This is a genomic window from Nostoc mirabile CHAB5784 (genome assembly GCF_020829645.1).
Taxonomy (GTDB): domain Bacteria; phylum Cyanobacteriota; class Cyanobacteriia; order Cyanobacteriales; family Nostocaceae; genus Nostoc; species Nostoc mirabile.
On record NZ_JAIVFS010000265.1, the window covers coordinates 1 to 2,853 of the forward strand.

Annotated in this window: 3 protein-coding genes; all 3 read right to left on the reverse strand. The window is 42.1% G+C overall.

Going from position 1 to position 2,853, the window contains the following annotated elements; all coding sequences use genetic code 11:
- Positions 1–261: 261 nt before the first annotated feature.
- Complete coding sequence (locus tag LC653_RS45440) at positions 262–657, reverse strand: nuclear transport factor 2 family protein (protein WP_229501782.1); 396 nt, start codon at positions 655–657, stop codon at positions 262–264.
- 998 nt (positions 658–1,655) lie between these two features.
- On the reverse strand, positions 1,656–2,417 hold the full coding sequence (locus LC653_RS45445; protein ID WP_229501783.1) for a class I SAM-dependent methyltransferase: 762 nt from the start codon (positions 2,415–2,417) through the stop codon (positions 1,656–1,658).
- Between the two features lie 187 nt (positions 2,418–2,604).
- The coding region (locus tag LC653_RS45450; RefSeq protein ID WP_229501784.1) for a hypothetical protein at positions 2,605–2,853 on the reverse strand (249 nt) is incomplete at its 5' end.

Genomic DNA, 2,853 nt, shown 5'->3' on the forward strand with positions numbered 1-2,853 from the left:
GAACAAAACTCAAGCTGACACTAAATCTTTTTGCCAGTTGTCGTTGAGAGCCTTCTTGATTGTTATGTGCGTTAATTACTTTTTGGCGCAGATCGCTGGAGTAAGGTTTCATTCCACAGGTACTTAGACTTTAATATACTCCATTATCCTACAGTGTATTTTACTCAAGTAGGAACCGCTATATACAGAATCTGACCGAAGTTACTAACCTCTCTTCATTGCGATCAGTAAAGCAACGGTCGAATTGTACTGCCTTCTCAATTACTCATTTTTGTTTCTCGTCTTTTGAATCATCTGTTGGATTGTTTCGGTTTCGCCAATTTCATAAAGACTGATCAAACCATCCTTAATAGTAAAAATTTGCTCAATTGTTGCATCCGCAAGCAAATTGCCTTGCAAATCTCTGACGATTTGATGAACGGTAACGACATTTCGATTGTTTTCATCCGTCTCGAATTTTAAGGTTTCAAGCTGCACTTGAATAACCTTATATTGATTAGTCCAGTATTCGCGCACCGCGTCGCGTCCATAAACGAAACCGCCTTCCACCCCGTTGGCCCATTTTACGTCTGGGTGCATCACCGAGATGATTGTTTCAATCTCGCCTTTGTTGAAGGCTTCGTATAAATTTTGCAGAAACTGCTGATTTGAACTCATAATTGTTCACCATCCAATACGAATGTCATTAAAACAAGAAAACAGCCCAACTATTTACTATACGGAAAATCAACAGAAAGTGCATCGAGATTGATGTTTTTGCTGAATCTCACAACTTAGCTCGGTTTTAACAGTAGTGCTGCCTATCGGCAAGCCCTTCTTTCTGATGGGGTTTATTTAGACTCGACGGGAACCCTTACGGATTCGGCAGTTCCTCTACTTAGAAAAACCCCTTTCTGCGGACTGCTTCACCGATTTGCTCCCGACACTCTGCTCTTGTTCAGTCAGTTCAGGTACTTCAACAGAAATTGCCGTGACAGCCTCAGAATCATGATTTCATCATCCCCAGCAATTGCAATATCTCCTTAACAGCCGCTTTCTCTCGCTCCATCTGCTGAACACGATTCAGTAACCGCTTGGGAATGTACTTCGACGACTTGACCAAGCGATTGCCCTCACTCCAAAATTCGTAGTGATAGTATGCCTGTTGGTAATCTCTGCCGTTCTTGGTAATGGTTCGTCAATGAATACTACCGCTACCTTCCCTCTTGTACCGTCGTATTTTACTAGGGTTTACTGCAATGCTCAACAGCGATAATATCGATATAATTGCATGATTGACAGCTTCAGCTTAACAATAGCGAGTAAACTACCTGCTGCGTCAATTACTTCAATTCGGGTGAGCGCATAGACATCTTTACTAAGAAACAATATGGCAGACCTTAGCGGTAATTGGTTAGGAACTTACTGGCAAGATGAAATCCCTAGTCGCTTTGAAGCAACCTTTGCACCGATTTCTCCAGCCCACTGGAATACACCCGATTGATGCGATCACCTACGGTGGGCGGTTACGCCATCGCAAATTACCTGCATTTGCTGACGCTCCGCAGGTAGGTAATTGTAAGACTTGAGATGCTTCAGCCCAACAGTATATTTGTAATGTCAAGTTCTCACGATCAACTGAAGCCTTTCTAAACATAATAATTAAATATGATTATCTATGGAATTAATGCTGAAAAACATAGAGTATCTTTGTAAGAAGTGGGCTGCAAATCTGGGGTGTAGTTAGCACACAAAGTGATATTTTTATAACCGTTTTCTTGTAAACAGGATATAAATTCATCCCTGCCAAACCAATGCAGTGGCAGACGTTGAAGTTCAGTAGCTATGAGGTTGCCATTTAACCACTTTTCATAGCGAATGAGCGTCAAGTTCAGTTGCTCTAAGAGGTCAATACTAGAAGAAGATTGCATGAGGATGATTGAGCCGTCAGCACACTCAATTGGCTCCCGTTGCTTAACAATATTTTGGGTTTTGAAATCTTCAACCGGAAGTTCCAAATCAATAAAAATCAGCCCCTGTGGTTCCAGGTGTCGTGCAAAGGCTTGCAATGCCGCGATAGCAGCAGAGCGTGGCAACAACATGAACGAGCCAAAGGTCACGACTATTGCATTGTACTTTCCAGGCAAGTCCAGATTCTCTACCTCACCTTGGTAAATGACAGGCTCCAAACCTCTTTCTAAACAATGTTTGCGGCAACAAGCAAGCATATCTGGTGAAGCATCGATGCCTTCAACGTTAAGACCTGCTTCTAACAGTGGGATGAGTAATCGTCCTGTACCCACCATTACTTCGAGAATTCTGCCACCAATTTTGGAAAGATGTTTTATGTAGTATGGAACGTCAGGATATTGTCCACCAATGGGCTTGCTAATATCATATACTTCCGTGCATAAGGCTCCATATTTTGTCAGTGTCATCTTTAGCCTTCCATCTCACATTCAAGCTCTATCAAACTTAATAGTTTTTGTTCCACCTGGGTTAAATACGGTCGCTTCAGTTCTCCCAAATATTTCAACACCGCACGACCAGCTTCTTCCAAGTTCTCGTTTTGCCTCAACCGCGTAATGCGATCACTGAGGGACTTCCAGAAAATAAAATATACAGTTAATGAAAATGATAATCATTGTTAGGGGGGAGGAAAAGGCTGCCGACGGCAGCCTTTTCCTCCCCATTTTGTAGTAAATTCGATGATGATTGAATTTGTGGGTGGAAAGAGGTGTCTATAGAATTATAGCTATAGCCATGAAGATTAGGACGTAGACTATAAGAGTTCCAATTGCGTCTACCCCATTTCAATGGCCAAAGCAAGAGAGTGATGATTTCCGGCAAAAAGTCATGCAAGCGATTGAGTTG